This window comes from Pseudarthrobacter linnaei (assembly GCF_055412825.1).
Window position 1 is genome coordinate 14251 of sequence record NZ_JBVAYX010000029.1, and the last position, 22586, is coordinate 36836.

At 68.0% G+C, this 22586-nt stretch carries 20 protein-coding genes; 11 read left to right on the top strand and 9 right to left on the bottom strand.

Going from position 1 to position 22586, the window contains the following annotated elements; all coding sequences use genetic code 11:
- Positions 1-60: 60 nt before the first annotated feature.
- A complete protein-coding gene (locus ACZYZ3_RS17440) occupies positions 61-1392 on the bottom strand; it encodes an MFS transporter (RefSeq protein WP_463965064.1) in 1332 nt (443 codons plus the stop codon).
- 35 nt (positions 1393-1427) lie between these two features.
- Complete coding sequence (locus ACZYZ3_RS17445) at positions 1428-2366, bottom strand: proteasome assembly chaperone family protein (protein ID WP_463965065.1); 939 nt, start codon at positions 2364-2366, stop codon at positions 1428-1430.
- Positions 2367-2657: 291 nt separating this feature from the next.
- Between ACZYZ3_RS17445 and ACZYZ3_RS17450 the strand changes: the two genes are divergently transcribed.
- The 4 genes from ACZYZ3_RS17450 (at position 2658) to ACZYZ3_RS17465 (ending at position 8244) form a co-directional block, all read left to right on the top strand.
- Positions 2658-4184: a leucyl aminopeptidase gene (locus tag ACZYZ3_RS17450; protein ID WP_463965066.1), complete on the top strand. Its 1527-nt coding sequence runs from the start codon at positions 2658-2660 to the stop codon at positions 4182-4184.
- 251 nt (positions 4185-4435) lie between these two features.
- Positions 4436-5821: a dihydrolipoyl dehydrogenase gene (lpdA, locus tag ACZYZ3_RS17455; protein ID WP_463965067.1), complete on the top strand. Its 1386-nt coding sequence runs from the start codon at positions 4436-4438 to the stop codon at positions 5819-5821.
- Between the two features lie 126 nt (positions 5822-5947).
- On the top strand, positions 5948-7732 hold the full coding sequence (sucB, locus tag ACZYZ3_RS17460; RefSeq protein WP_463965068.1) for a 2-oxoglutarate dehydrogenase, E2 component, dihydrolipoamide succinyltransferase: 1785 nt from the start codon (positions 5948-5950) through the stop codon (positions 7730-7732).
- A 161-nt stretch (positions 7733-7893) separates the two neighbouring features.
- Positions 7894-8244, top strand: coding sequence for a hypothetical protein (locus ACZYZ3_RS17465; protein ID WP_463965069.1), 351 nt, complete (start codon positions 7894-7896; stop codon positions 8242-8244).
- Between the two features lie 107 nt (positions 8245-8351).
- On the opposite strand, the gene ACZYZ3_RS17470 is transcribed toward ACZYZ3_RS17465, so the two are convergent.
- Positions 8352-8573, bottom strand: coding sequence for a VOC family protein (locus tag ACZYZ3_RS17470; RefSeq protein ID WP_463965070.1), 222 nt, complete (start codon positions 8571-8573; stop codon positions 8352-8354).
- Positions 8574-8686: 113 nt separating this feature from the next.
- Here ACZYZ3_RS17470 and ACZYZ3_RS17475 point away from each other — a divergent pair, with 113 nt between their 5' ends.
- Positions 8687-9115, top strand: a complete 429-nt coding sequence (locus tag ACZYZ3_RS17475) for an OsmC family protein (RefSeq protein ID WP_463965071.1) — start codon at positions 8687-8689, stop codon at positions 9113-9115.
- A gap of 147 nt (positions 9116-9262) precedes the next feature.
- Here the strand turns inward: ACZYZ3_RS17475 and ACZYZ3_RS17480 are convergent, their stop codons facing one another.
- Positions 9263-12862: a S41 family peptidase gene (locus ACZYZ3_RS17480; RefSeq protein WP_463965072.1), complete on the bottom strand. Its 3600-nt coding sequence runs from the start codon at positions 12860-12862 to the stop codon at positions 9263-9265.
- 74 nt (positions 12863-12936) lie between these two features.
- Between ACZYZ3_RS17480 and ACZYZ3_RS17485 the strand changes: the two genes are divergently transcribed.
- Positions 12937-13839, top strand: a complete 903-nt coding sequence (locus tag ACZYZ3_RS17485) for a TIGR01777 family oxidoreductase (protein WP_463965073.1) — start codon at positions 12937-12939, stop codon at positions 13837-13839.
- 56 nt (positions 13840-13895) lie between these two features.
- Here ACZYZ3_RS17485 and ACZYZ3_RS17490 read toward each other — a convergent pair whose 3' ends face one another.
- Complete coding sequence (locus ACZYZ3_RS17490) at positions 13896-15743, bottom strand: serine/threonine-protein kinase (RefSeq protein WP_463965074.1); 1848 nt, start codon at positions 15741-15743, stop codon at positions 13896-13898.
- A gap of 108 nt (positions 15744-15851) precedes the next feature.
- Between ACZYZ3_RS17490 and lipB the strand changes: the two genes are divergently transcribed.
- The 4 genes from lipB to ACZYZ3_RS17510 all read left to right on the top strand — a co-directional run bounded on the left by lipB (position 15852) and on the right by ACZYZ3_RS17510 (position 18873).
- Positions 15852-16520, top strand: a complete 669-nt coding sequence (gene lipB / locus ACZYZ3_RS17495) for a lipoyl(octanoyl) transferase LipB (RefSeq protein ID WP_463965075.1) — start codon at positions 15852-15854, stop codon at positions 16518-16520.
- Entirely contained in the window at positions 16517-17524 is a 1008-nt protein-coding gene (gene lipA / locus ACZYZ3_RS17500) for a lipoyl synthase (RefSeq protein ID WP_463965076.1), read from the top strand. Before lipB ends, lipA begins: the two co-directional genes overlap by 4 nt.
- Positions 17525-17613: 89 nt before the next feature.
- The gene (locus ACZYZ3_RS17505) at positions 17614-18375 is read left to right on the top strand and encodes a DUF4191 domain-containing protein (RefSeq protein WP_463965077.1); all 762 of its coding nucleotides are present in this window, start codon (positions 17614-17616) and stop codon (positions 18373-18375) included.
- Positions 18376-18489: 114 nt separating this feature from the next.
- On the top strand, positions 18490-18873 hold the full coding sequence (locus tag ACZYZ3_RS17510; RefSeq protein WP_463965078.1) for a DUF3817 domain-containing protein: 384 nt from the start codon (positions 18490-18492) through the stop codon (positions 18871-18873).
- 153 nt (positions 18874-19026) lie between these two features.
- On the opposite strand, the gene ACZYZ3_RS17515 is transcribed toward ACZYZ3_RS17510, so the two are convergent.
- A complete protein-coding gene (locus ACZYZ3_RS17515) occupies positions 19027-19464 on the bottom strand; it encodes an RDD family protein (RefSeq protein WP_463965079.1) in 438 nt (145 codons plus the stop codon).
- A 295-nt stretch (positions 19465-19759) separates the two neighbouring features.
- Here ACZYZ3_RS17515 and glnA point away from each other — a divergent pair, with 295 nt between their 5' ends.
- Positions 19760-21184, top strand: a complete 1425-nt coding sequence (gene glnA / locus ACZYZ3_RS17520) for a type I glutamate--ammonia ligase (protein ID WP_463965080.1) — start codon at positions 19760-19762, stop codon at positions 21182-21184.
- A gap of 93 nt (positions 21185-21277) precedes the next feature.
- Here glnA and ACZYZ3_RS17525 read toward each other — a convergent pair whose 3' ends face one another.
- From ACZYZ3_RS17525 to ACZYZ3_RS17535, 3 genes are all read right to left on the bottom strand, one after another.
- Positions 21278-21478: a death domain-containing protein gene (locus tag ACZYZ3_RS17525; protein WP_463965081.1), complete on the bottom strand. Its 201-nt coding sequence runs from the start codon at positions 21476-21478 to the stop codon at positions 21278-21280.
- A gap of 105 nt (positions 21479-21583) precedes the next feature.
- Positions 21584-22099: a GNAT family N-acetyltransferase gene (locus ACZYZ3_RS17530; protein WP_463965082.1), complete on the bottom strand. Its 516-nt coding sequence runs from the start codon at positions 22097-22099 to the stop codon at positions 21584-21586.
- A 54-nt stretch (positions 22100-22153) separates the two neighbouring features.
- Positions 22154-22570 carry a VOC family protein gene (locus ACZYZ3_RS17535; protein WP_463965083.1) on the bottom strand — a complete coding sequence of 139 codons (417 nt, stop codon included), beginning with the start codon at positions 22568-22570 and terminating at the stop codon, positions 22154-22156.
- Positions 22571-22586: the final 16 nt, after the last annotated feature.

Consider the following 22586-nt stretch of genomic DNA (forward strand, 5'->3'; position numbering starts at 1 on the left):
GAGAATCCGGGTGGACAACCTGGCGTGGGCCGCGGCCGGAGTCCGGTTCGGGCACCGCGGTCAGGGCGTGCGGCGCCGGTCCGCACTGCGCCGGCGCTGTTCGGCGAGGGCCGCCAGTAGCGGCGGCACCCGGACCCCCTGGGCCTCCATCTGCTTCCGCACCTTCCGACGGCTGACAACGATGGCTCCCGCCCCTCCGGCCAGCAGCAGGAACTGCACGCTCAGGGCGATCCGGAACGGATCGAGCCCATAGAGCTCGCCCCGCGAGAACCCGGTGGCGTGCAGCACGTCTAGAACCAGGCCGATCAGGTAGATGGCGATGAGGGAGGCGATAAAGCCTCCCACGTTCACAATCCCGGTCGCGGTGCCGATCCGGTGGGCCGGGTTGAAAGTGCGGGCAAAATCGAAGCCGATCATGGAACCGGGGCCGCCGATGGCGAGTACCACCACCAGCCCGGCCAGCAGCCACAGCGGGGAGCGTCCCGGAACGAGCAGCACCGCCGCCCAGGCTGCCGCAGTGGCGGCGGAAATCAGCAGCACCATGGTGGACCGCCGCAGCGGGTGCCGCGCGACGAAGCTGCCCATCAACGGCCCGGCGGCGATGGCCGCGGCCACGTAAAGCGTCATGAGCGCCGATACGGCCGGCGTTTCCAGGCCCTGCGCCGAGATCAGGAAGGGGTAGCCCCAGGTCATCGCGAAGACGGTGCCGCTGAACTGGACGGTGAAGTGGCTCCAGAGCCCCAGCCGGGTGCCGGGCTGCCGCCAGGCGTGGGAGATGGAGATTCCGGTAGCGCGCAGCCCCTGCGACGGTTTCGGTGCCGGGTGCCCGGGCGGCCGGTCCTGCAGCAGGACCAGCACGAGGACCACGGCGAGGACGGACATGGCCGTGAGCGTGAGGAACGCGGGGGTCCAGCCGGCGAGGTGCAGGATCAGGGCGAAAGGCACCACGCTAAAGAGCTGGCCGAGCTGGCCGGACATTCCGGTCAGCTGGGTGAGCAGCGGGACGCGGGCGGGGGCGAACCAGATCGGGATCAGCCGGATCACGGCGATAAATGTCATCGCGTCGCCGGCGCCCACCAGGACCCGGCCCAGCACCCCTCCGGGGATATTCTCGGCAAAGGCCAGCTGGAGCTGCCCCAGACCCATCAGGACGGCGCCGCCGGCGATCATCGCCCGGGAGCCGAAGCGGTCCACCAGAGTGCCGACCGGAATCTGCAGCGCCGCATAGACGAGGAGCTGCAGCACGGTGAAGAAGGAGATTTCCGCCGCGCTGGCGTGGAAGCGCTCCGTGGCCTCCAGCCCCACCACACCGAACGAGGTGCGCTGGCTGACCGCCACAAGGTACGCGAAGACCCCGACGATCCAGATCAGCCAGGCGCGGGGTGAAGTCACTCCCCCATTATGCCCAGCGCAGAGACAAATAGTATTTATTCGCCGGGTTCTTTTCGGGCCAGGTAGGCCTCGACGGCGGCGCCGAGGTCATCGGCGTTGGGCAGCTGGTCGTTCTCATCGGCGAGCAGGGACCGGCGCACGGTTCCTTCGGCGTTCTCGTCATAGCGGGTTTCGAGCCGTGAAACCACCTGCTGCACCTCCTCCGAAGCCTCAATCTGCTCGGCGATCTGGCGCCCGACGTCCCGGCCCGCTTCGCGCAGCCGGTCGGCGGGGAGCATCAGCGAGGTGGCCGCCCCGAGGTGCTCGAGTCCGGCGACGGCGGCGGTCGGGTACTCGGCCTCGGCAAGGTAGTGCGGCACGTGCATCACGTAGCCGGCGACGTTGCGCCCGGCCTCCGTGAGCCGCAGTTCCAGGATGTGGCCGACGGCGGCAGGAACCTCGACGGTCGGTTTCCACACCGAGATGCCCTCGATGAGGTCGGGTCGGTTGCCGTGCACCGTCACTCCGACGGGACGGGTGTGCGGGACTGGCATGGGGATGGAATGGATCCACGTGACGAGGTTGACGTCCAGTTCCTCGACGATTCCCACAACGGCGCGCGCGAACCGCTCCCATTGCAGGTCAGGTTCGAATCCGGCCAGGAGCAGGAACGGGCTGCCGAGCCCGTCGACCATGCGGTACAGCGCCAGGCGCGGCGCCTGGTAGTCCTGCAGGTGGTCCTCGACGAAACTGATCTGCGGGCGGCGGGACCGGTAGTCGATCAGCTGGTCGGCGTCGAATTCGGCCACCATCTCGGAGTCCAGGGTGTCCAGCAGTTCGGCGGTGATCTGCCGGACAACGTGTCCTGCGTCGGCGAACCCGGTGAAGCCCATGACGAGGTTCAGCCCGCGGAGCTCGGGGCTGTGGAACAGCGCGTCATCACGCAGGTAAAGCGACTCGGGGTCCAGCAGGGAGCCGGAAATCCGTTCTCGCACGGCATGTTCCTCTCATCGTAGTCAGTGGGGCAGCCGGACGGGCCCTGCGGGGCGGCGGCGCTGATACTGGGTACAACACAGCGGAGTACCGGGGCATTCCTGACCGGGGTGTGCTCCAGCTCTCATTCAATTGAACACCCGCGCCGCGGAGAGACTACGATCGGAGCTGGCCTTATGACGGCTTGAAGACACTTGGGTTACGTCTCAGACCGGCAGCGGCCCAGGCTCCAAGGCAGGGCGCCGGACATGCAGTTCCTGCCGCAAAAACTCAGAGAATTGAGGACTGTCCTCGTGGTCAAGAATACTGAAATTAAACTTAGTGCAGTCGCAGGGGACCTAAAGAAGTCCCCCAGCGATGCCCTTGTCATCGGCGTCGGGCAGGGCACGGACGGCCCTGTCCTGCTCAGCAATCCCCTGACGGCCAAGGCCGCCGAAGCCCTGGCGGAATCACTGAGTGTTCTTGGCATCACCGGGGCAGCCGACCAGGCCCACCGCCTCCCGGGCCTGAGCGAAACCGGCGCGAAAGTCCTCGTGCTGGCCGGCGTCGGAAAAGTTTCCGCCGCGCAGCCGCTCACCGAAGAGGCGCTCCGCCGCGCCGCTGGCTCGGCCGTCCGCCAGCTGGCCGGCCTCGGCACGGTCACCCTGGCCCTCCCGACGGCATCGCTCGGCGACGTTGCCGCCGTTGCCGAGGGCGCCGCGATGGGCGCCTACTCCTTCACCGAATACCGCTCCTCCAAAGAGGGGCTGAAGGATCCGGTCAAGAACGTCGTGATTGTCACGGACTTTGCCGCCAACAAGGCCCTGTTGCCGGTACTGGACCGCGCCGCCCTGATCGGCAAGGCCGTCAACGCGACCCGCTCCCTGGTCAACCAGCCGCCGAGCCACCTCTACCCGGAATCCTTCGCGGACGCCGCCAAGGAACTGTCCAGGGGACTGCCCGTCAAGGTCACCGTATGGGACGAGAAGCGCCTGGAAAAGGAAGGCTTCGGCGGCATCCTCGGCGTCGGAAAGGGTTCCACCCGGCAGCCGCGCCTGGTCAAGGTCGAATATTCCCCCGCCCGGGCCACCGCCAAGATCGCCCTCGTGGGCAAGGGCATCACCTTCGACACCGGCGGCATCTCGATCAAGCCTGCACTCGGCATGGGAGACATGAAGTCTGACATGGCGGGCGCCGCCGTCGTCCTTAACAGCGTGCTGGCCATCGCCGGCCTCGGCCTGCCCGTCAAGGCGACCGCCTGGCTCTGCATCGCCGAGAACATGCCCTCCGGCGCCGCGCAGCGACCGGCCGACGTCCTCACCATGTTCGGCGGCAAGACCGTCGAGGTCCTCAACACCGACGCCGAGGGCCGGCTGGTCATGGCGGACGGCATCGTCGCCGCGAGTGAGGAGTTCCCGGACGCCATTATCGACGTCGCCACCCTCACCGGCGCGCAGCTGGTCGCCCTCGGCAACCGCACCGCCGGCGTGATGGGCGCCGACTCCGTCACCGGCCCGCTCAAGGCGGCCGCGGACCGCGCCGGCGAGCTTCTCTGGCCGATGCCGCTGCCCGAAGAGCTGCGCCCCAGCCTCGACTCGCAGGTCGCGGACATCGCCAACATCGGCGAACGCCACGGCGGCATGATGACTGCCGCCGTCTTCCTGCGCGAATTCGTGGGCAAGGGCAAGGACGGCGAGCCGATCCCCTGGGCCCACATCGACATCGCCGGCCCGTCGTTCAACAACGGCAGCCCCTACGGCTACAACCACAAGCAGGGCACGGGCTGCACCGTGCGGACGCTGGTGGCCTACGTCGAGGACATCCTGGCCAAAACCCCCTAGGCGCCATCCGACCAGCCGTCCGCGGCATGCCGGCCGGGGCAGCGCGCTCCGGCCGGCAGGCCGCGTGACACTGGACACAAGCGCTCCACAATCGCCACGGCAAGGTGGAGCATGTATTAGTGGTTCGCTAAGGTGAACACCGGTAGTCACAAATGAAAGGGAACTTACCTGCTGGCATAATCACGGCAGGGAAGTTCCAAGACCAGATGATGCGTACTCTCGTGTCATCGTTCACGCGAGGGAGCGTTTTAGTGGCCGATCAGGCAACTGCGCAAGAATTCGACATCCTGGTACTCGGCGGCGGCAGCGGCGGCTACGCAACTGCCCTGCGTGCCGTTCAGCTCGGCCTCACCGTCGGCCTCATCGAAAAGGGCAAACTCGGCGGCACCTGCCTGCACACCGGCTGCATCCCCACCAAGGCGCTGCTGCACTCCGCGGAACTGGCCGACCACGCCCGGGACTCGGCAAAGTACGGCGTCAACGTCACCCTTGACAGCATCGACATCACCGCTGTCAACGCCTACAAAGACGGCATCATCGCCGGCAAGTTCAAGGGTCTGCAGGGTCTCATCAAGGCCAAAAAGGGCATCACCGTGATCGAGGGCGAAGGCAAGCTCCAGGGCACCGACACCATCGTCGTGAACGGCACCGCGTACAAGGGCAAGAACATTGTCCTCGCGACCGGCTCCTACTCGCGTACGCTGCCGGGCCTGGAAATCGGCGGCAAGGTCATCACCTCCGAGGAAGCCCTCACCCTGGACTTCATCCCCAAGAGCGCGATCATCCTGGGCGGCGGCGTAATCGGCGTCGAGTTCGCTTCCGTCTGGAAGTCCTTCGGCGTCGACGTCACCGTCATCGAGGGCCTGCCCTCGCTGGTCCCAAACGAGGACGCAACGATCGTCAAGGCCTTTGAGCGCGCCTTCAAGAAGCGCGGCATCAAGTTCTCCACCGGCACCTTCTTCCAGGGCGTGGAGCAGAACGCCGACGGCGTGAAGGTCACCCTCGTGGACGGCAGGACCTTCGAAGCGGACCTTATGCTCGTCGCCGTCGGCCGCGGCGCCGTCACGGCCAACCTCGGCTACGAGGAAGCCGGCGTGACCATTGACCGCGGCTTCGTCATCACCAACGAACGCCTGCACACCGGCGTTGGCAACATCTACGCCGTGGGCGACATCGTCCCGGGTCTCCAGTTGGCACACCGCGGCTACCAGCAGGGCATTTTCGTCGCCGAGGAAATCGCCGGCCTGAAGCCGGTTGTCGTCGAAGACGTCAACATCCCCAAGGTCACCTACTCCGAGCCCGAAATCGCCACGGTGGGCTACACGGAAAAGGCCGCCAAGGCCAAGTTCGGTGACGACCAGATCCAGACCCAGGAATACAACCTCGCCGGCAACGGGAAGAGCTCCATCCTGGGCACGTCCGGCCTGGTCAAGCTGGTCCGCCAGAAGGACGGCCCCGTCGTCGGCATCCACATGATCGGCGCCCGGATGGGCGAGCAGATCGGCGAGGCCCAGCTGATCGTGAACTGGGAAGCCTACCCGGAGGACGTGGCCCAGCTGGTCCACGCACACCCGACCCAGAACGAGTCCCTGGGCGAGGCCCACCTGGCTCTGGCCGGCAAGGCCCTGCACGGCTAACAGTTCCGCCCGCACCACCGCAAGAACTTCGTGCTTAGTGCACCCGGCCCGAAATGCCGGGTGCACTAAGCTCGACCAAGGCAGCAATCATCCGCACTAAAGATCAATAAGGAGAACGGGGACGACATGTCTGAATCCGTTAACTTGCCCGCCCTCGGTGAGAGTGTCACCGAAGGAACCGTCACCCGCTGGCTCAAGCAGGTAGGTGACCGGGTAGAGGTGGACGAGCCGCTGCTCGAGGTTTCCACCGACAAAGTAGACACCGAGATCCCCTCTCCGATCGCCGGCGTGATCGAGGAAATCCTCGTCGCCGAAGACGAGACCGCTGAAGTTGGCGCACCGCTGGTGCGCATCGGCGACGGCTCCGGTGCGGCCGGCTCGGGCGAAGCCCCCGCCGCCGAGGCACCGGCAGAGGAAGCACCGGCCGAGGAAGCGCCGGCAGCCGAAGCTGAAGCACCCGCCGCCGAGACGCCGGCCGCCGCCGAAGCGCCCGCCCCCAAAGCTGAAGCACCCGCCGCCGAGGCCGCTGCTCCCGCCGGTGAAGGCCACGAAGTCACGCTCCCGGCCCTGGGCGAGAGCGTCACCGAAGGCACCGTCACCCGCTGGCTCAAGAGCATTGGCGACGCCGTCGAGGTTGACGAACCGCTGCTTGAGGTGTCCACCGACAAGGTCGACACCGAGATCCCGTCACCGGTCGCCGGCACGCTGCAGGAAATCCGTGTCGCCGAGGATGAAACGGCTGAGGTCGGTTCCGTCCTCGCCGTGATCGGTTCCGGTGCGGCCCCCACGGCGGCTCCCGCCAAGGAAGCCCCGAAGGAAGCGGCAGCAGCCCCGAAGCAGGAAACTGCCCCGGCTGAGGCCCCCAAGCAGGAGGCACCGAAACAGGAAGCCCCCAAGCAGGAAGCCCCCGCACCGGCACAGGATGCGGCCCCGGCTGCGACCGCTGCCGCTCCCGCTGCCCCGGCCGCCGCGGCCGCGGAATCCGGCTACGTCACCCCGCTCGTCCGCAAGCTGGCCAACCAGCAGGGCGTGGACATCTCCTCGCTGGCCGGCACCGGCGTCGGGGGCCGCATCCGCAAGCAGGACGTGCTGGCGGCGGCAGAAGCCAAGGCCGCTCCGGCGCCCGCCGTGGCTGCCCCGGCTCCGTCCGCTGCTCCGGCGGCGCGTCCCTCCGCTGACCAGTCCTCGCTGCGCGGCACCGTGCAGAAGGCCCCGCGGATCCGCCAGGTCATTGCCCGCCGCATGCGCGAGTCGCTGGATATCTCCGCCCAGCTGACCCAGGTGCACGAGATCGACATGACCAAGGTGGCCAAGCTGCGCGCCAAGGCCAAGGACTCCTTCCAGGCCCAGAACGGCTCCAAGCTGACCTTCCTGCCCTTCATCGCCAAGGCTGTCGCCGAGGCCCTGAAGCAGCACCCGAAGGTCAACGCCTCCTACGACGAGGACAAGCAGGAGATCACTTACCACAACGCCGAGCACCTGGCAGTTGCGGTAGACACGGACAAGGGCCTGCTGGTTCCGGTCATTGCCGACGCCGGCAACTTGAACCTCGCCGGCCTCGCCGGCAAGATCGCCGACGTCGCGGACCGCACCCGCAAGGGCAAGATCGGCCCGGACGAACTCTCCGGTGGAACCTTCAGCATCACCAACATCGGTTCCGTGGGCGCCCTGTTCGACACTCCGGTCATCAACCAGCCGCAGGTTGCCATCCTCGGCACCGGGGCGATCGTCAAGCGCGCCGTCGTGGTCTCCGATGAGAACGGCGATGATTCGCTGGCCATCCGCTCGATGATGTACCTCTGCCTGACGTACGACCACCGGCTGGTCGACGGCGCCGACGCAGGACGCTTCCTGCAGACGCTGAAGGCACGCCTTGAGGAAGGCGCCTTCGAAGCCGACCTGGGGCTCTAGCCTCCAACGGCACAGAACACCTACGGCGACGGCGGTGCGGATACCGGCGGGAAACCACCGGAACCCGCGCCGCCGTCGCCGTTTTAATGGCCGGCCGGGTTCGTCCCCGGACCGGGCGGGTCTTACTACGGAGCGTAGAATCTTCTGGCTAGACTGATGCCATGGATATCGTTTATAACTTCGTGGTCTTCCTGCACATCGTCGGCGCCGCCATGATCGTGGGCATCTGGATCGGCCAGATGAAACAGCCCACCGTTCACCCGCGCCAGTTCGACGGCGCGATGCTGCAGCTGCTTACCGGCGTCGCCCTGATGGGCCTCATCCCGTTCCTGGACATCGACGCCAACTACGCCAAGCTCGGCGTCAAGCTTGCCGTGGCCCTGGCCGTGGGCGTCCTGGCCTTCATCGGCCGCCGCAAGTACAAGAAGGGCGAGGACGTCGGCGCGGGCCTCGCCCACGCTGTCGGCGGGCTGGCCCTGCTCAACGTGGCCATCGCCACCCTCTGGAAGTAGCCCTCCCGCCGGCAACAGCCCTCTCTCCAGCAGTGACGGCGACGCACCCCCGGGGGTGCGTCGCCGTCGTCGTTCTCCCGCGAGCTCAGTCGCCGGCGATGCAGAATTCATTGCCCGACCTGCTGGAACGCCAGTTGCGGGGCTCCGGGGCCGGCGGGCCGGAGCCAGACGAACTGTTCGAAGCGCGCCGAAACCGGGGTGCCCAGCAGCGCCGCCCAGAATGCTGCCAGGCGCTCTGCGTCCACCGCGTTGACCATGATCGTGGCGATGCGCGCCGCGGGCGCCGCGCAGGCGACGGTGATGACCATGTCGACACTGTACGTGGTCACAATCCTCCGAGAGCGGACACCGGTGCGCCGGGGCCGCCGAATCCCTAGGATGGGACACGGCATGATCCGGCTTCGCCGGGTCTGCGGGATTTCTACGAACTTGAGGAGTGGACATGGCAGCTACACGCACCGCACACACTGTATGGAATGGCGACCTGATGTCGGGCGCAGGCAATACCACGCTGGACAGCTCCGGCCTGGGTAACTTCGATGTCACCTGGAAGGCGCGCGCCGAGGCCTCCGAGGGCAAGACCAGCCCCGAAGAGCTCATCGCCGCAGCACACTCGGCCTGTTTCTCCATGGCGTTCAGCCTCGCCGTCGCCCAGGCCGGCCACACGCCCGAGGAAGTCAACACCAAGGCCGATGTCACCTTCGTGCCCGGTACCGGCATCACGGACAGCCACCTGACCGTCAGCGCACGGATCCCGGGGATCACGGAGGACGAATTCCAGCGGATCGCCGAGGAAGCCAAGGTGGGCTGCCCCGTCTCGGCCGCCCTGACCGGCATCAAGATCACCCTGGACGCCACCCTGGCCTCCTAGCCTCCTAGCCTCCGACGCGTATACAGCGAAGGCCCCCGTTCCCTGGGTCAGGGAACGGGGGCCTTCGCTGTGCGCGGGCTGCGCCGGGCGCCGGCCTGGTTGGCGGGCTGGCGCCGCGCCTGGTCGCCGGGGCGCCGGGGCGCCGGCCTAGTTGCCGGGCTGGCGGGCCGGCAGCGGGGCGGGCCGGACCTGGCGGTAGCCCTCCCGCAGGGGCGGCCGGTCGGTGGGCAGCTCCTGGATCATTTCCTTGAGCGCGCCGATGCCGTATTCCAGCTGCGGGTCGGTGCCGGCGGCGTATGCGTGCGGCGGGAAGGTCACCTCGATGTCCGGCGCCACGCCGAAGTTCTCGACCCCCCAGCCCACGCCGCCGGAGAACCAGGTGGCGTAGCGCGGCTGGGTCACACCTGTCCCGTCGGCCAGGGCGAAGCGGTTGTCGATGCCGACGACTCCGCCCCAGGTCCGGGTGCCGATGACCGGGCCGATCCCCCGCAGCTTGGAGACCTGGGTGATGATGTCGCCGTCGGACCCGGCGAATTCGTCGGTCAGGATGATGACCGGTCCGCGCGGTGCGTGGTGCGGGTACGTCCGCGGCCGCTCCCCGCGCGGCATGCTCCAGCCGGTGACCTTGCGGCCGATGAGCTCGGCGACGAGCTGGGAGGTGTGCCCTCCGCGGTTGCGGCGGACGTCGACGATCAGGCCGTCAAGGGCCGTCTCGGTGTCGAGGTCGCGGTGCAGCTGGGCCCAGCCGTTGGCCATCATGTCGGGGATGTGCAGGTAGCCGAACGTCCCCTGTGAGGCCTGCCGGACGGTCCGGCGGTTAGCGGCCACCCATTCCTGGTACCGCAGCCGCTCCTCGTCCTTGACCGGGACCACGGCAACACGGCGCTGCTTGCCTGCCTGGCTTCCGTGCCCGGCGCCGTTGAGCAGCGTGAGCTCGACGGCGCGTCCCGCGGCGCCGACCAGCTGCATGGCCGGCGTGCGCGCTTCGGTCAGCTCGATGCCGTCGATCGCCAGCAGCACGTCGCCCACCTTCGCGTCCGCGCCGGGGCGGGTCAGCGGCGAGGTGGCAAGCGGGTCGGAGGACTCGCCCGCAAGGATGCGGGTGATCTCCCAGCCCGATCCGGTGAAAGCGAGATCCGCGCCGAGCCGACCCTGGCCATTGCTGCCGTTTTCGGTCACAGCAAAGGGACGGACGTAGGCGTGGGAGGTGCCCAGTTCACCGTGGAGCTCCCAGAGCAGGTCCACCAGGTCGTCGTGCGAGCCGAGCCGGTCCACAATCGGGCGGTAGCGGGCGTGCACCGAGTCCCAGTCCTGCCCGGCCATGTCTTCCGTCCAGAAGAAGTCGCGCTGGAGCCGCCAGGCCTCATCGAAGGCCTGGCCCCAGACGCTGAGCGGGTCGAGCTGCACGCGGATGCGGCTGAGGTCGACGTTGACCAGCTGCCCGGATTCCTCGTCCGCCTTCGCGTTGGCGGGCGAAACGCGGATCTGTTTGTCCTGCAGTACCACGACCTTCCCGCCGTCGCCGGAGAGCCGGTAGCTGTCCAGCGCGTCCACTATGGTGGTGGTTTTGCGCCGGGCCAGGTCGAAGCGGACGAGGCAGGGCGCCGCGTTCTTGTCCTCAAGGCTGGCCCGGCCGTCGCCGGTGACGCCGAAAAGCTCGTGGTCGAGCCAGAGCAGGGCCCCCTCGGTCGCGGTGAGGGCGGAGTAGTTGCCCTGCGGCACCGGCACGCTGATGACGCGGTGGGCCAGGCCTTCGGCGTCGACCCGGACCGCGGGCACCGGGTCCTGGCCGGCATTCTCGGCTGAAGCACCGGTGCCGGCGTCGGCGTCGGCGTCGGCGTCGGCGCTATCCTGCAGGTCAACACTCGGGCCGAAGGGCGAGGGGGTGTCTGCGGCGAGGGCCACGAGGTAGGGCTTGATCGGGCTCGGGAAGGACAGGTCGAAGGAATGACCGTCGTAGACCGGGTCGAAGCTGCGGTTGGAGAGAAACGCCAGGTACTTGCCGTCCGGGGTGAACGACGGTGATTCGTCGCGGAAACGCCCGTCGGTGACCTCGATGATGGTGCGCTTCCCGTCCGCCGCGGCGAGAGCGTCGTCCGCGCCGGTGATGCGCAGCCGGCTGCGGGAACCGAAGGACGTCACCGGCTCGGACCAGCCCAGCCAGGCCGAGTCCGGGGACCAGCTGAAGCCTTCGATGCTGCCCTCGCCGATGCTGCTCACGAGGGACAGGGCGCCGCTCCGGGTGTCGGCCAGATAGATGTCGCCGAAGGCGGTGCCGACGGCGAGCCAGTTGCCGTCCGGGCTGGCCTCGATGGCGCTGGTCCTGGTCGGCTTGGGGAAATCGATCCTGGTCAGCCTGCCGGACGGTTCCTGCGGCACCGGAACGTTGCCTTCCGCAGACCCGGCGGTGTCGGCGGCGTCGCCGGCGGCGTCGTCCGAGGTGGTGTGTGCTGGCGGACGCGCTGCCGGGATTGCGGCTACCGGGCCCGGCCGGGTGAGGGCCGCGGCCGGGACCGGGCTGGGCAGGGGTGTGCCGGCGTCGGGCTCCTGGCCCGGACTGGCTGCCTTCTGCAAGGCCGGCGCGGCCGGCTGCCGGGGCTCGTGCCCGGCGGGGTGTCCGGCGGCCGCGGTTCCGGAAGCCAGGGATCCGGTCTCCAAAGGCGCGGCGATCGCCTTCAGGTACAGGGCTTCGACGCCGTCATGGTCGGCAACGTAGGCGATCCGGCCCGCGCCAAAGGGGCGGGGCAGGCGGGCCCGGACGCCAGGGGTGGCTTCCAGGACACGCGAGGGACCGTCCTTGTGCCGCAGCCAGTGCAGGGTGCCGTGGGACTCGACGGCGCTGGAGCCGCCGGTACGGTCCGGAATGACATCGCCGAGGTGCTTTGACGGCTTCAGCGGCGCTCCGCGGCGGGCCTGGGACGCGGATCCCAGCGAGATCTCAAGTTTGACGGCCGCCGAGCCCAGGTCAGGGAGCAGCCACAGCTCACCGGCGGATTCGAAGATGACACGCTGGCCGTCGGTGGCGGCGTGCCGGACGTAGAAGTCCTCGTGGTCAGTATGGCGGCGCAGTTCGGAGCCGTTGGGCAGCACTGAGTAGAGGTTGCCGTAGCCCTCATGGTCGGAGAGGAAAGCGATCCGGCCATTAACCCACATCGGGTCGGTCAGGTTGCCGTCCAGTTCGGCGGCGAGGCGTTCGAATTCGCCGTTTCCGTCGGCGTCGATCCAGAGCTTGCCAGCAGCGCCGCCCCGGTAGCGCTTCCACCACGCGGGCTCACGGGAGAGCACACTGGCAAGGACGACGGGGCGTTCGTCGCCGACCACCGGTCCGAAGGCAACGGACTCCACCGGGCCGAGCGGGAGTTCGGCGGCCCAGCCGCCGGTAACCGGCAGGCTGTAGGCGTGGGCGAGGCGGCTGTCGGCCTGGCGGAAGGCGCTCGTGACCAGGACGTCGCCGTCGGGGGTGAAGCCCTTGACTTTGGTGGTGGCGTGGCCGAAGTAGCTCAACTGCCGGTAGCCGCCGCCGTCGACGTCTGCCGTGACAACTTCCGGGGCCGTACCCTGAATGACCGTCCATACCAGGCGCTTGCCGTCAGGCGTGAAGCGGGGGTTTCGGGCCGGCAGCTGCAGCGAGGAAACGCGCCAGGCGCGGCCCCCGCCGAGGGGCGCAATCCAGACGTCGTCCTCGGCCACGAAAGTGACCAGATCGCCGTGCAGATGCGGGAAACGGAAGTAACTCGAAGAGGTCATCGTTAGATCATAGTCAAGGCGGGCCCTCCCGCCGGGGAGGTATCCCTGCCGAGCCGGGCATGGTGAGATGGATCATGCGAATCATTATTGCCGGAGCCTCAGGGCTGATCGGAACGGCCATTTCCAGCAGCCTGCGCAGCGCCGGGCACGACGTCGGCACTCTGGTCAGGCGGGCGCCCGCCGCGCCGACCGAGTTCCAGTGGAACCCCGCGGCGGGCACCATCGATGAGACCGCACTGAAAGGGGCCGACGCCGTCGTCAGCCTCTCCGGCGCCGGCATCGGCGACCGGCCCTGGACCCGCTCCCGCATCAACGAACTCCGCAACTCCCGGCTCGGGCCGACGTCGACCCTGACGGCGGCGATGGGGCGGCTGGACACCCCACCGGCAGTCTTCCTCAGCCAGTCGGCCTCCGGCTACTATGGCAACGCCGGCGCGGCTGTGCTCCGGGAGAACGCCCCCGCCGGCGTCGGCGTGCTCGCCCGGATCTGCATCGAGTGGGAAGCGGCCGCGCACAAGGCTCCGGCCGGCGTACGGGTGGTCACGCCGCGCACCGGCGTCGTGCTGAGCCGATCCGGTGGCGCCCTGGGACGGCTCATGCCGCTGCTGCGCCTGGGCGTGGGCGGGCCGCTGGGCAACGGCCGGCAGTACTGGCCCTGGGTCACGCTCCCCGATGTAGCCGGCGCCTTTGGTTTTCTGCTGACCAGCCGGCTGTCCGGGCCCGTGAACGTTTGCGCACCGGAGGTCGCGGACGTGAACTCGCTGACCGCGGCGCTGGCCGCGGCCCTGCACCGGCCGGCGGTGCTCCGCGTCCCCGCCCCGGTGCTGCGGCTGGTGATGGGCAAGCTTGCCGAGGAACTGCTGCTCTCCAGCCAGCGGATGGAACCTGCAGCCCTGAGCGAGGCGGGTTTCGAATGGCAGCACCCCTCGCTCACCGAGGCTGCCGCGTGGGTGGTGGATCGCGGCCCGAAGTCCTGAGACCCGCCCGTTGCTGATCCCTGCCAGTTGCTGATCCCTGCCCGTTGCGACAGGGACTAGCCGCCAGCACCGGCGGAGATTCCGGCGGCGGGGGCCTCCCTGTCGATGCCCATGTCGGCTGGGGCCCCGGCGGGGGGAAGGATGTCCTGGATCAGCCAGCGTCCCCCGACCGTCGCCAGGACGAGCCGCAGCCGCTGTTCCGGTGCGGCCGCGGCGTCCGCCAGCACCGCCCCGTCCGCGTCGCGTTCCTGGTAGGCGGGTGTGCTCGCGGTGACGGCCACGACGGCCAGGGTACGGCCGCTGTCCCCCGTCGGTGCCGCGTCCTGGGCCACCTGGCCCAGGACGGTCGTGAAACCTGCCAGCACCCGGCCCGTTTCCTTGAGCCTGGCGCTGATCCGCCCGTCCGCCGCGGCCGCCGCGGACGCTGGCACGTTGACCTGCTCCAGCAGGCCGAAGTCCCCCGAGCTGAGAGCCAGGGAGCGGAGCCGGGCCAGTCCGCGGACCGCTTCCTCGGGGTCGGGCGAGGCGAGCTGTGCCTGCACATCGGGCGGAAGGGCCGCAGCGGCACCGCTACCAGGCCCCGGAGACCCGGGCGCCGCGCCAGAGCCCGGGACCGCCGCCGCCGGAGCGGGCTCCGCAACGGACCCGGCTTCGTTGACAGCAAATCCCGGGAACGGGCCGGGCAGCCCGGCCCGGGCAAACCCCCACGCGGCGGCAAGGGCACCCATGAGGACCAGGCCCACGGCTACCGCCCGGAGACCGCGGCGGCCCGGCCATGCCGGGTGGGTGGCGGAAGGCTGGCCGGAGCCGGGCCGGAGGGACCCGGTCCGGAAGGAGCGCCGGCCGGTGATGCCCCGGCGGGCCGGGCGGCGCGCGCCAAAGCCGCCTGCCCCGCGCCCGGCGCCCGCACGGACGGACGGTGGAACCCCGGCACCAGGCGACCCGGCGGCTGGCAGCGGGGCGTCCGCGCGCGGCCTGCGGAGGCGGCCCGGCAGGGTCCGGAGCCGTTCGACCCGGCGGCCCTGTGCCGTACCGGGCCGGGTGCGCCGGGTCAGCAGCTGCGGAATGACCGTGGGGTGGACCGAAACCGACAGGTCCACCGGCGCGGGCACGGCGCTGCGGTGAACGGCGGAGGCCAGCTCGGCGGCAGAGGGCCGAAGCCTCCGGTCCTCATGAAGTCCGGATTCCAGGGCCGCGGCCAGCGCAGGCGGAACCCCAGGGACCAGCAGCGGCAGCGGCGGCCGCTGCGCGTCCGGCTCAGGGGCACGCCCGGTCAGGCAGTACCAGCCCAGGGCCGCCAGGGAATACACGTCCCGTTCCGGTTGCAGCCCGGCCCGGACGGCGTCCACGGGCGCCGGGTCGCGGAAACCCTCCGTTCCGGCGTCGGGCACCGCCGTGGCGTCAGCCACCATGCGGGCGACGCCCAGATCGGCCAGCAGCGGTTTGCCGTGGGCGGTGAACAGTATATTGCCGGGAGCGGTGTCGCCGTGGGTGAAGCCGTGACCATGCAGGTAGGCGAGGGCCCGGGCGATCGGGGTCAGGACGGTGACGGTCTCCCCCGGCCCCAGGCTCCCCCGGCCGGCCACGAGCTGCCCCAGCGAGCCGCCCGCGGCGTAATCCATGATCAGCCCGAGACTCCCGGCACACGGCCCGTCCAGCCGGACGACGTCGTATGCCTTGACCAGGTGCTCGTGGTCAAGGACGGACAGGGTCCGCACCTCGCGCCGGACTGCCTCCTCCCCTTCGCCGTCGCGGGCAAAGAAACACTTCAGTGCGTACTCGCGGCCGCTCGCCTGCTCGGTCACCAGCCAGACGGTGGCGCCGCCGCCGCGCCCGAGGCAACGGCCGACGTCGTATCCGGGAACCTCGGGCTCCGCGGCGGCGGAGGGTGCGTGATCTTCCATACCCAAGGAATAGCGGATCCCGCGGAATCCCGCAGAAGTTATCCACAGGGGGTGAGAGCTTCGCCACAGAATCGGCCGCTGCGAGAGCCGGGGTCTAAGCTGGATGCCATGACTCTTGAGTTCTCGCAGCTGGGTCTCGACCCGGAATTCGTCGATTACACGCGCGGCTGGGACATCCAGCGCGAACTCCATGGGAGGGTCCTCGCCGGCACCGCCCCCAGCACGGTCCTGCTGCTGGAGCACGCCGCCGTCTATACGGCAGGCAAACGCACCGAAGACCACGAACGCCCCTTTGACGGCACACCCGTGGTCCCGGTGGACCGCGGCGGCAAGCTCACCTGGCACGGCCCGGGACAGCTTGTCGGCTACCCCGTCATCAGGCTCAGGAACCCGGCCGGGATCCGCGACTACGTGGAGCGGCTGGAAGCCGTCATCATCGCCGTGCTGGCCGACTACGGCATCGAGGCGGTCCGGATCAAGGGCCGTGCCGGCGTCTGGATCGAGCAGGACGAGAAGGGACCCGCGCGCAAGATTGCCGCGATCGGCATCCGCGTCCACGGGGGCGTCACCATGCACGGCTTCGCGATCAACTGCAACAACGACCTGGCGCCGTACGCCCAGATCATCGCCTGCGGGATTTCCGACGCCGGCGTCACCACCATCGCCCAGGAGACGGGCCGGGACGTCACCCCCGCCGACCTCGTGTCGCGGATCATCGAGGAACTGCGCAACAATGAAGAAGCGCTAGTTGCAACCCATGAAGGAGCTCTACTGTGACCCTGGCACCAGAAGGCCGGAAAATGCTGCGTATCGAGCAGCGCAATGCGGCCACCCCGGTGGAACGCAAGCCGGAATGGATCAAGGCCAAGGTCCAGATGGGGCCTGAGTACGTGCAGCTCAAGAACCTGGTCAAAAAAGAGGGCCTCCACACCGTGTGTGAAGAAGCCGGCTGCCCCAACATCTTCGAATGCTGGGAAGACAAGGAAGCGACCTTCCTGATTGGTGGCTCCGAGTGCACCCGGCGCTGTGATTTCTGCCAGATCGACACCGGCAAGCCCTCCCCCGTGGACGTTTTCGAACCCACAAAGGTCGCCCGCTCGGTCCTGGCGATGCAGCTCCGCTACGCCACCGTCACCGGTGTGGCCCGCGACGACCTCGCCGACGAGGGCGTCTGGCTCTACGCCGAAACGGTCCGCAAGATCCACGAACTCAACCCGGGCACCGGCGTCGAGCTCCTGATTCCCGATTTCTCCGGCAAGCCGGAGCACATCGAAGCGATCTGCGACTCCAAGCCCGAAGTGTTTGCCCACAACGTCGAGACCGTCCCGCGGATTTTCAAGCGCATCCGTCCGGCTTTCCGCTACGACCGCTCCCTGGACGTCATCACGCAGGGCCGCAACCTCGGCATGGTTACCAAGTCCAACCTGATCCTGGGCATGGGCGAGACCCGCGAGGAAATCTCCGAGGCACTCAAGGACCTGCACGATGCCGGGTGCGACCTGATCACCATCACCCAGTACCTGCGCCCGTCCGAGCGGCATCTGCCCGTTGACCGCTGGGTCAAGCCGCAGGAGTTTGTGGACCTGCAGCAGGAAGCCGACGAGATCGGTTTCCTGGGCGTCATGAGCGGTCCGCTGGTGCGTTCCTCCTATCGCGCGGGCCGGCTCTGGGCCACCGCGATGCGTAAAAAGGGCCTGGAAATCCCCGCCCAGCTGGCCCACATCGAAAGCTCGGGCAGCACCCGCCAGGAAGCCAGTTCGCTGCTCGCGGCGCGCGCCTGAATCCAGTTGTCGCGATTGCGGCGAAGGGCCGGCACCGGAGGAATTCGGCGTCCGGCCTTTCGCCGTCCATCACGTAGAATTAAGGCACTATGGCGAATTCCCCTGATTCCAGCAACTCCACTCCGGCTTCTGAAGCTCCGAAGCGCGGTCTCTTTTCCCGCAAGCCCAAGGTGGCCAAGGTCAAGAAGCCGAGCCGCCTGAAGCAGATCCGCGAAGTCTTCCAGATGACCCGCCAGCACGATCCGATGGTCCCGTGGCTTATGCTGCTGGCGTTCCTCGGTGTCGTGGCTGTCAGCTTCGTCATCGGATTCCTGTTGGATAACTGGATCACCGGACTGCTCATCGGCCTCCCGCTGGGTCTTCTCGCGGCCACGCTGATCCTGTCCCGCCGCGCCGAGCGCGCCGCCTTCGCACGGATTGAAAACCAACCCGGAGCATCGGGCGCCGCGCTGGGCACGCTCAAACGCGGCTGGATCGTCGAAGAGCAGCCCGTCGCGGTGAACCCGCGCACCCAGGACGCCGTTTTCCGTGCCATCGGCCGTCCCGGCGTTGTCCTGGTCAGCGAGGGCCCCAGCCACCGGGTCAAGCCGCTGCTCGACGCCGAACGCAAGCGGCTCGCGCGCATCCTGCCCAACGTCACCATCCACGTGATCGAAAGCGGACGCGGCGAGGGCCAGGTCCCCATCAGCCAGGTCTCCAAGAAGATGACCAAGATGAAGAATGAACTGACCAAGCTCGAGGTCAGCACGGTCTCCAAGCGCATCTCTTCGCTCGGAAGCCGCCTGCCCATCCCCAAGGGCATTGATCCCTACAAGGCCCGCCCGGACCGCAAGGCGGCCCGCGGACGCTAGGCCACACGCCAGCCCGCAGGAACGCCCCGGTAACCGCCTTCCAGGCCGGCAGCCGGGGCGTTTTCTTTGCCCAGCTCACAATGTCCCCTCGGGACAGAACCCGGAGACTCCACCATGAAACGTCCGTCCACTTCTGCCGTGATCCGCATCTTCCGGGTCCTGGCCATCGCCGAGGCCTTCAGCTGGGCCGCACTGCTGGTGGGGATGTTCCTCAAGTGGGTCATCCGGACCACGGAACTCGGGGTCGAGATCGCGGGCCCGATCCACGGCGCGCTGTTTGTCGGCTACGGGATCGCGGCACTGAGCCTGTGGGGCCTGCAGCGCTGGCCGTTCCGGGTGGCCCTGTTCGCGGGGGTGTCAGCGGTGTTCCCGTTTGCCACAGTCTGGTTTGAGCGCTGGGCGGGCCGCCACGGGTACCTGACGGTCACGGCTAAGCAGGATGCTGCGCAGCCTGCACATCCGGCGCAGGAGCCGGCCGGCGAAACGGCCGGGGTTTAGCTACTTCGGGACCGTTCGGGGGTTCCCCCTGCCGGACGGCCCAAGACCGGCACAACACCAACGTCCATATGACGCAGTGGCCGCGATACCGGGAGGCGGGTTCTAGCGGTCGTTCACGGCGAACCGACGAAGCAAGGCGGCTCGCGGCGGAAGCTACATCCGGACCAGGACGGTGTCCATGGCCCTGTCGTGGAGCCCGCGGTGGTCCGGGTCGAAGATGACGGCCGGGATTACGAGGCATACAAGGAGGCTGCGGACCAGTGCCGGCACGGGGCCCGCGGGGCCGCCGCCGAGCCGGACCACGTGGATCCCCACCACGCGGTGGCCGATGCTGTAGCCCAAGGTGCCGACCAGCAGCGCCTGCTCAAGCGCAAACACGGCCAGGGTCGCCCAGGGATCGCCGGCGAAGGCGTAGTTGCTGATCAGCAGCGCAATGGCCCAGTCAACGCAGATGGCGGCGATGCGGCGGCCGGCCCGGGCGATGGATCCCGGCCCGGACTCGGGCAGGCCCAGCCGCTCCCCGGGGTACTTTGAAATGCCGGACGTGTCAGGCCCGCTGAGCCATGAACCTATGTCTTTACGATCAACCACCCTCCAAGACTATCGGCAATGGATGCCTCCCCGCACTGTTCAGTGTGGTCATTCAGGGGCCACACTCTGGTCACGGATAGGCCACGTTGTGGACAGCGACTACCGTTTACCTGTCAGGGCATTCTGTAACCTGCCGGAAACAAAGCGGACACCGCGGGGAAACCCCGTGTCCTTAGGGTGGTAACAGTTGCTAGCGGCATAGGAGCGGGGAGACTTTTTGTGTTTTTCCCGCTGCCGGACTGCGCTGGACCACACGGCCTGACGGCCAGATATTTCCCATGCATAAGGAGCATAGATGTTCAAGACTGCGGACGAAGTCCTCAAGTTCATCAAAGACGAAGACGTTAAGTTCGTCGATATTCGCTTCACCGATCTCCCTGGCATTCAGCAGCACTTCAACGTGCCCGCCAAGAGCGTTGACGCCGACTTCTTCGTCAACGGCCAGCTCTTCGACGGATCTTCGATCCGCGGTTTCCAGGGCATCGCCGAGTCGGACATGCAGCTCATCCCGGACGTCACGACGGCGTTCCTCGACACGTTCCGCATGGAGAAGACCCTTGCGCTGAACTTCTCGATCGTGAACCCACGCACCGGTGACCCGTACCACCGCGACCCCCGCGGCGTTGCCGAAAAAGCCGAGGCCTACCTGGCTTCCACCGGCATCGCCGACACCGCATTCTTTGCACCTGAGGCAGAGTTCTTCGTCTTCGACAACGTCCAGTACGAGTCCTCCCCGCAGGGCAGCTTCTACAAGATCGATTCCGAGGAAGCACACTGGAACACCGGCCGCGAAGAAGTGGGCGGAAACCTCGGCTACAAGACCCCGGTCAAGGGCGGCTACTTCCCCGTCTCCCCCACCGACAAGCAGGCCGACCTTCGCGATGCCATGTGCATCGCCCTGGACGAGGCCGGCCTTGAGGTCGAGCGCAGCCACCACGAAGTCGGCTCCGCCGGCCAGGCTGAGATCAACTACAAGTTCACCACCCTGACCCACGCGGCTGATGACCTGCAGAAGTTTAAGTACGTCATCAAGAACACCGCCGATGCCTGGGGCAAGTCGGTCACCTTCATGCCGAAGCCCGTCTTCGGTGACAACGGCTCGGGCATGCACTGCCACCAGTCGCTGTGGACCGGCGGCGAGCCGCTGTTCTACGACGAGAAGGGTTACGCCGGGCTGTCCGACATGGCCCGCTGGTACATCGGCGGCCTGCTGAAGCACTCCTCCGCCGTGCTGGCCTTCACCAACCCGACGGTGAACTCCTACCGCCGCCTGGTCAAGGGCTTCGAAGCTCCGGTCAACATGGTTTACTCGCAGGGCAACCGCTCCGCTGGCATCCGCATCCCGATCACGGGCTCCAACCCGAAGGCCAAGCGCATCGAGTTCCGCGCTCCGGACCCCTCTTCCAACCCTTACCTGGCCTTCGCTGCCCAGCTGATGGCCGGCATTGACGGCATCCGCAACCGTATCGAACCGCCCGCCCCGATCGACAAGGACCTCTACGAGCTCCCCGCAGAGGAAGCCAAGGACATCCCCAAGGCTCCCGGCACGCTCGAGGAGGCCCTGGATGCCCTGGCCGAGGACAACGAGTTCCTCCAGGCCGGCGGCGTCTTCACCCAGGACCTGATCGACACCTGGATCGAGTACAAGTACGAGAACGAGATCCGTCCGCTCTCGCTGCGCCCGAACCCTTACGAGTTTGAGCTGTACTACGGCGTCTAGCTGGACGCTGTTCCCCCAGGGACTGCACGACGGCGGCCCCCACCTCACGGTGGGGGCCGCTTGTCTTTGTGCCGTTGCCGCCCGCAGCCCGGTTCAGCGCTTCCCGTACTTCCTGTGCACGGCCTGCTTGCTGACGCCGAGACAGGTTGCGATGGCTTCCCACGACAGACCCGCCCGGCGCGCGCGCAGTACCATTTCCGTCTCGGTGCGGGCCACTTCCTTGCGCAGCTCGGCGACCTCGTACAGCGCCTCCGCCGGGCCCTTGCCGTCCATAGAACCGATCAGTGTTCTCACCGGGTACCTCCTTCGTCAACATTAGGTGACAACCCACTCGGGGGTCAAGGTAAGTTGACGGAATACCGGATCCCAGCCTCAGGACCGGCATTTCCCCTCTGCGGGTCAGAAGGGCCGGTACATGGTCCGCTGCGGGCCGGCGTCGCCGCCCAGGTACTGGCCGCGGTCCTCGAACCCGGCCTTGCGGTAGGCGGCCTGCCCGGCCGGGTTGTGTTCGTTGACCGAGAGCACGACGCCGGCCTGACCGCCGCCGAGGGCTGCCGTCAGTTTCCCGGCGGCCCGCACCGCGGCCGCCGCTGCCAGCGTGCCCAGGCCCTTGCCCTGCTGCCGGCGGTCGATCAGGAAACCACGCAGCAGCCAGACCGAGTCGTCGTCCGCCCAGCCGGCCAAGGTCGCGGCTCCGGTCTGCAGGGTCAGGACCCCGACGGCGGATCCGTTGGCGTCGATAGCGAAGGGGTGGCGGGACACCTCTTCCAGGCCGATCAGCACCATCCGCAACGGCTCGCCGACAAACAGGCGCTGGCCTTCCCGGACCTCGAGTCCGGCAATCTCCCCGAGCTTGATGGCGCGCGCGTCGTCGTCGAGGTCCTTCAGCGGCAGCAGCCACACATGTTCAGCCATAAAGGAAGCCTACCCACGCCGGGCGGGCGCTCTGCCTCCGGTGCCTCGGTCAGCTCACAGTGCAGCGTCCTTGGGCGGCCCGGCCGGGTCCATCCAGAAGACTTCCCACAGATGGCCGTCCGGGTCCTGGAAGCTGTGGGTGTACATAAAGCCGTAGTCCTGCGCTTCCTCGGACGGGGTTCCGCCGGCGGTGAGTGCCGTTTTGACCAGCTCGTCCACTGCTTCGCGGCTGTCCAGGGAGAAAGACATGATCGCTTCGGTGGTGCTGCGGGCGTCAGCGATGGGCTTGGACGTGAAGGTCTTGAAGTAGTTCTCCACCAGGAGCATCACAAAGGCGTCCTTGTTGATGATCATGCACGTGGCGTTCTCATCGGTGAAGTCGGGATTGAAGGAAAACCCCAGCGCGGTGAAGAACCCGACCGATGTGTCGAGGTCCTTCACGGGAAGATTCAGGAACATTTGCTTGGCCATGGGCCCAAAGTAGCAC